This is a genomic window from Acinetobacter sp. YH12049 (genome assembly GCF_013419875.1).
GTDB lineage: Bacteria > Pseudomonadota > Gammaproteobacteria > Pseudomonadales > Moraxellaceae > Acinetobacter > Acinetobacter amyesii.
Genome location: NZ_VOZH01000018.1, coordinates 71,801 through 78,598, shown reverse-complemented (window position 1 = coordinate 78,598; position 6,798 = coordinate 71,801). Strand labels below are relative to the sequence as shown.

Sequence of the window (6,798 nt, the reverse complement as noted above, 5' to 3'; positions counted from 1 at the left end):
AGCAAGTAACTTGGACCAGTGTTGATCATTTAGCATTGTTCGAGGCATAGCGAGTGTAAAATTGGGTTTGGCGATTTAATTTTACTATCTCGCTATTTTTTTAATCAACAAATGTCAACAGACCCTATTCTTCGTCGTCAAATTCGTCAGAAGCCAATTGACTTTTATCTTCAAGCGATGCATCAAAAATTAGAATCGCTTTACCATCAGTTTCAATCATGCCTTGCTCTTCAAGTGTTTTTAGAACACGACCAACCATTTCACGGGAACAACCCACGATACGACCAATCTCTTGACGAGTAATACGAATCTGACGACCATTCGGCAAAATCATTGCCTCTGGTTGTGAAGATAAATCAATTAAGCAACGTGCAATTCGACCTGACACGTCAATAAACGCAAGGTCAGTTACTTTACGCGTCGTATTTTTAAGACGGCGTACAAGCTGTGCAAATACCGCATAACTTAAGTCTGGGTATTGTTTACTTAATTCATGAAAGTTTTCATAGGTAATCTCAGCAATTTCACATACATCTCGCGTACGCACTTCTGCAGTACGCTGTGCATTTGCTTCGAATAGACCCATTTCCCCAAAAAAGTCACCCGCATTTAAGTACGCAACCACAATTTCACGCTCATCATCTTCGCGTAAAATGATAGATACTGAACCCTTAAGAATTAAATACAAAGATTTAGATTCTGAGCCCGCATCAATGATTGTTGTACGTTTTGGGTAACGATTAATATATGCACGTTTTAATAATGCCTTCACCGACTCAGGTAACTGCCCCGGAGATAGCGCATCTGTGCTAAGTTGTGAAAAGTTTGAAGTCATGCTAACAGTTTCCGAATATGGATAATTTATAGATCGCACAAGACCTAAAGTGAACTTGTCACACGTAAGAGTTGAAATTCCTTATCAACTCAATTTATGTTAGTGTACAGGTACTGCGTAAATTTATAGCTTTTTTTAGGGACTTGCAATGCAAACTAGTGTTCATTGGCTAGAGAATGTTGCTTTTGAAGCAAAAACTCAAAGTGGTCACACTGTTATGATGGATGGATCACAAGAATATGGCGGTGAAAACCGTGGTCCGCGCCCAATGGAACTGATTTTAACAGGACTTGGTGGTTGTGCATCTTTCGATATTGTGACGATTTTAAAGAAAGCACGCCAAGACATTACCGATGTTCGTTGTGAATTAAATGCAGAACGTGCCGACACTATTCCTGCTGTATTCACTAAAATTCATTTGCACTTTGTAGTCACTGGTCATGGCGTGAAGGAAAAGCAAGTTGCAAAAGCGGTTGAACTTTCTGCTGAAAAATACTGTTCTGCTAGTAAAATGCTGATGGATGGTGGTGTAGAAATTACCCATGACTTCGAAATTTTAGAAACTGAAGATGCATAATTTATTTGTTCAATTAAGAGCCGCATAGAATGCGGCTTTTTTGTTTCAAATAATCCGCTATAGCATACATTGTATAATGCACTGCTATATAGTCATAAACGCAGAAATATGAGCCAAAGAAGTTTGGCTTAATCACTTAAACAATCAATATCCAAATTGATGTATTTGCACATAGATGCATTTACACCCAATTCCATCTCATGATGATTTTACGACTCAATCCATATGAATCTATTCAAGCCAAATACGATTGAAAACGATTGCGAAGAACACCTTACATATAAGTAGATTTGATTTAACTATAGTCTTAATAACACTTTAATTAGGGTGTGTTGACACTTTTAGCTTAAAAAAATAGCGAAGTAGTAAAATCAAATCGCCAAACCCAATTTTACTATTCGCTATGCCTCGTACCATACTGACAGATCAACACTGGCAAAAGTTGAAAGTTATTCTGCGTAATTTATCCATTCACCACAACTCAAATTTACGCAATTTTATTGAAGCTATTCTCTATAGAATTAGAACAGGCTGTCCGTGGCGAGATATTCCTTCTTGTTTTGGTCATTCAAACTCTATTTTCAAACGTTTTAATCGTTGGTCAAGCAGCGGTAAGTTACTTAGATTATTCAAATTACTAGCCTCATGCCCCGATATGGAGTGGATTTTTATTGATGGCTCTCATGTACGTGCTCATCAACATTCTGCCGGCATATCGAATCAATCTATTTCTAAAAGTGTAGGAGGAAACTCCTCAAAAATACATTTGATTGTTGATGCACATGGCAATCCTATTGATTTCATGATTACCGATGGAACCACACATGATGTTAAAGTTGCACCTGATTTAATATCAACATTAGATTTAAAAGAGACATAAGTCGTATGCGCAGATAAAGGCTATGATTCAGAACCACTGCGTGAACAGATCAGGAAAACAAGCACCAAAGCGAATATACCAAGGAAAACGAATAGCAAATCGAACAATGACCATATGGACTGGTATTTATATAAAATCAGGCATTTAGTTGAAAATATGTTTTGCAGATTAAAGGAGTTTAGAGGAATAGCTACTCTATATGACAAGCTCAAAAGGAATTATCAAAGTTCTGTTGCTTTAGCCTGTATATTTTTATGGCTACCTTTATAGGGTTAATTATGAACAGTAAATGTCAACAGACCCTAATAATTTCAGATAAAAAAAAGCAGAATCATTTTGATTCTGCTTTTTGAATTTGGTAGGTATAAGCAGACTCGAACTGCTGACCTCTACGATGTCAACGTAGCGCTCTAACCAACTGAGCTATACACCTGAAGTCCAAGCATCATATTCATTTTTATTTTTTATGACAAGCCCTTTTCTGAGTTTTTTAAACTTTGCGTACAAGTTTTAAGCAAAGTCTTAAAACATTGAATATCTTGAGAACTTAGCGGAGTACCTACGTAAATTTCCTGCTCAAATAACTTGATGGATTGTTCAAATGAACGCCTTTCATGTTTAGGTACATTTTCTGCCAAACGTTGTAACCAATGCCGAAAACTTTCAGAAGTCAATTTTTGCTGGCTCAAGGGTAAATTCTTTGCGAAATTGGTAATTTCTCTTTCAAGCGGGCTTAAACTTTTTCTTTTTTTCCGCAAAATCCATATAAAATATAATGCTACAATGCCACCAATACTCAAAATAAGAATTAAAACACCTGCATAAGCAGAATTTGTACCGAGCTTTTTAAACCATTGTTGTTGTGATTCAGCATTATAACCCACCACCTTGCTCTGCCATTGGTAACTCGCATAATCACTCCATACACGGACTTTTTTCAACATCGAAAATTGTTGATAGGCCCAAGTCGACTGCTGGCTCCCAAAAATTGTCCGATCTTGTTCCATATAATCCTGCATCCCCCCATCGATACGCTGCGGTGCGATCATGGCCGTCGGATCAATACGACGCCAATGTTGATTGATATAAACCTCTGTCCACGCATGTGCATCAAGTTGACGAACTTCCCAACTTTTTCCATCTGGTGCTAATTGACCACCTTGATATCCCACGACAATACGCGATGGAACACCAACATAGCGCATCAACATTGCAAAGCTCGAAGCAAAATGTTCGCAAAAGCCCTGTCTTGATCCGAATAAAAAATCATCTATCCGATTTTGCCCCAATACACCTGGGCTTAAGGTATATGCAAAGCGATTTTGTTTATACCATTGCAAAACTTCGGCAATATAACGCTCGGGATTTTGATGACTTCGCTGCCATAATGTTTGGGCCAATTGTTGTGATTGAACATCCAAGTGTTCAACATAACGAGTATTTAATTTTTCAAGCAAAGCCACATTTTTTATTTGTGGCGGCTCTGCACGTCCTAACCATTTCAGTTGAATCGGCTCCGTGCGTGCTGTTAATCGGTAGGGTGTAATTCGACCATCTTGACCTAATGCAAAACGTGCTTCATTGGGAACGGATTGTTCCAACGACATAATCCACATCACACTTGGGTCGGCAGCCAAATATTGATAATTCAATGTCCGCTTGGGTTTTAACTCGGCTGGATTCAGCTGTATAACGTTCTGGTTAAAAAAATGACTGGTCCATTTAGAACCATCATATTCATCTAATGCCATCGCCCGCCAATACAGCTCTGTACGTGGTGGCAAGGCTTGAATATCTCCAATTATACGAAAAGCCAAACTACTCGACTGTGATAACTCAGCAATATCGCCCGGAGACATGCTATCACTTATCCCTGTTGTGGCTTTATTTTCAGGAATAGGAATGTGCCATAGCGGCGGGAGGCGTGGAAAAAAGAGAAACAATAAGATAAAGAATGGAACAGCTAGGGCAATAAATTTTCCCACATGCCCAATATCTTGTTTAATCGCTTGTACTTCACCGCCTGAGTTTTGGCTAAAACCAACGGTCTGTAAACGATATAATCCAATAAAACAGCTCAACAACGCCAATAAAATAACCAATGCCATGGCAAAAGACTGGCTAAACAAAAAGCTACTGGCAATCACAAACATCGCAAAGTTAAATAAAATAATCACATCACGACGTGTTTTTGTTTCTAAAGATTTAGCAAATAAAAATGTACTGAGTACTGCAACCCCTGCATCAACACCAATAAAGGTTTTATGGCTTATATAAATGCTAAATAATGCTGTCAATGTCAGCACATAGGTTAAAATTTTAGAAAATGGTTTTTTACTGGCGCGGGTATTGAGTAATAAAATAAGCCAAATGACTAAAAATACCAATGATGTCACCACTGGTATATAAAGCATTTGCGCAATGAGCACCAAAGCTAAAGTGAGTAGTATGGAGCGGCGTATGGTATTTTCAATCATAAATCAAGCCTGCGCCAATAACCGTTTAGCTTCGGAAAAATGCAGTGCTCCAGTGCCTGATGCTAACTCAGCATTAGGTAAATACAGTGCATATTGATCGTGATTTTGCTCAGCCTGCTCGACCAAACCCATCATGAGGCTAAGTTTTTCTTCATGACTTTGAGCTGGCATATGGTGATAATGAATCTCCAATTTCTTTAGATCTTCATATTGCTCAAAAACTTTGACATATAAGCCTTGTCCTCGTGCTGCTTGTTTCCATGACACCGCATGAAGTGAATCCCCCGTCTGAAAACTCCGTAATTCGCGAAATTCATCAAGATCAGGTTCAAAATTTTGCTGTTGTTGCTTATTTTCCACGGAATGCCAACTGGCTTGTGGCGCAACCCACGCGGGGTGTTGTGCATACAAATACGTCCAGGCCCGAACTAAACCAAAAGGATAAACACTATAAATGTGTATTGGCGGAATCTGAAAAACACCGCGTTGGCTGGTTGTAAAATTTAACTGGAAACAGTGCTGTTGCGTATTGAACAGTAATTTATGTAGCTGATTTTCTGTTTTAATCCACAAATATCGCGCCTGTTCAGCATCTTGCTTAAAGTAAATTTCGACCGAAAGTAATTCACCTACTTGCGGTGTATCAACAACATTTATTTGAATCTGCAACGCATGAAGCTGTTTAAAAGTAATATAGAAACTAATACAGAATACGGCGCTAATTAAAAAGCAAAATCCTAAAATCAAGTTATTGGCATAATTCACACCTGCAATAAAGGTGATGAAAATTAACACCAAATACAAGTAGCCTTGCTGATAGATAAAGATCAATACATCTTTTTGAGTCAGCTGCTTGTGCTGATCAATTTTAAATCGACGTTCAATCCATTGCTGCCACATTGAAGCCAAGGTTCAACTCCTTTATTGAATCGAAACTTGTTCTAAAAGCTTAAAGGCTTCAAGATCTGACAACCCAATTCGATGAGATACTACAGCTGCAAACACCGCTTGCACATCATCAGGATTCACATAATTTCGCTGCTCAATCAGCGCATAAGCTTGCGCCGCCTTTTTGAGGGCTAAAACACCACGCGTAGAAAGACCATGTCTCCCTTTACGTGTTTCAGCAGCAAGATCCAAAATGTAATCCATTAAACGATCACTCAGATGTATCTGCTCGACAAAACCTTGTAGTTGTAAAATTTCTGCTTCATTAAAGATATGTGCTAATGCTGCAATCAGATCATGGCGTGAAGTTTGTTGGAGCAATAACTTCTCTGCCTGACGCGATGGATAACCTAAAGACAAACGCATTAAAAACCGGTCCAACTGGGACTCAGGCAAAGCATAAGTACCACTTTGAAATAAAGGGTTTTGTGTCGCAATCACCCAAAATGGTTGAGGCAAAGCATAGCGCACACCATCAACCGTCACATACCCCTCTTCCATGGCTTCTAATAAGGCACTTTGGGTCTTTGGACTACAACGGTTGATTTCATCTGCCAATAAAATTTGGGTAAAAATCGGCCCAAATTTAAACTCAAAATGATGTTCTTTTTGATTAAACATATTTACCCCAATCACATCGCTAGCCAGCATGTCATTGGTAAATTGAATCCGTTGAAACTTTAATCCCGCCAAATGTGACAAGGCGCTAGATAATGTCGTTTTTCCTAAACCAGGTAAGTCTTCAAATAACACATGCCCGCCTGCCAATAGACAAGCTAAAGCCAATTTGGTTTGCTGATTTTTATCCAGAATAATTTGGTTAATTTGTTCGAGGAAAGTATTTATTTTCGGGTAAAAAGGTGCAAGGCTCTGCTCACTTAAAAGCGTTGATGTAATATTTTGTTGGCTTTTCTCTGATCCCCACAACACCTTTTATTCCCCAATAAAAAAGTTAAATGAATGACTAAAATACAGTGTTTTATTTAAAAATACAGTGTTTATCTCCAAGCAATACCCAGTTCAATACTTTAAATACATACGCTTGATATTTATTGGGTATACAAAAGCGTTGTTTTCGCTT

Annotated in this window: 5 protein-coding genes, 1 tRNA gene and 1 pseudogene; 2 read left to right on the top strand and 5 right to left on the bottom strand. The window is 38.4% G+C overall.

What is annotated here, in order from left to right; genetic code table 11:
* Positions 1 to 124: 124 nt before the first annotated feature.
* Positions 125 to 835, bottom strand: coding sequence for a cAMP-activated global transcriptional regulator CRP (crp, locus tag FTU05_RS09825; RefSeq protein WP_180004890.1), 711 nt, complete (start codon positions 833 to 835; stop codon positions 125 to 127).
* Between the two features lie 148 nt (positions 836 to 983).
* On the opposite strand from crp, the gene FTU05_RS09820 reads away from it, so the two are divergent.
* Positions 984 to 1,412, top strand: a complete 429-nt coding sequence (locus FTU05_RS09820; protein ID WP_078191820.1) for an OsmC family protein — start codon at positions 984 to 986, stop codon at positions 1,410 to 1,412.
* 403 nt (positions 1,413 to 1,815) lie between these two features.
* Positions 1,816 to 2,562: pseudogene (locus FTU05_RS09815) on the top strand (IS5 family transposase).
* Between the two features lie 86 nt (positions 2,563 to 2,648).
* On the opposite strand, the gene FTU05_RS09810 reads toward FTU05_RS09815, so the two are convergent.
* From FTU05_RS09810 to FTU05_RS09795, 4 genes are all read right to left on the bottom strand, one after another.
* Positions 2,649 to 2,725: transfer RNA gene (locus tag FTU05_RS09810), tRNA-Val, on the bottom strand.
* A gap of 31 nt (positions 2,726 to 2,756) precedes the next feature.
* On the bottom strand, positions 2,757 to 4,769 hold the full coding sequence (locus tag FTU05_RS09805) for a DUF3488 and transglutaminase-like domain-containing protein (protein ID WP_180165163.1): 2,013 nt from the start codon (positions 4,767 to 4,769) through the stop codon (positions 2,757 to 2,759).
* 3 nt (positions 4,770 to 4,772) lie between these two features.
* Positions 4,773 to 5,678: a DUF58 domain-containing protein gene (locus FTU05_RS09800; RefSeq protein WP_180165161.1), complete on the bottom strand. Its 906-nt coding sequence runs from the start codon at positions 5,676 to 5,678 to the stop codon at positions 4,773 to 4,775.
* A gap of 12 nt (positions 5,679 to 5,690) precedes the next feature.
* Positions 5,691 to 6,614, bottom strand: a complete 924-nt coding sequence (locus FTU05_RS09795) for an AAA family ATPase (protein WP_373685293.1) — start codon at positions 6,612 to 6,614, stop codon at positions 5,691 to 5,693.
* Positions 6,615 to 6,798 lie beyond the last annotated feature (184 nt).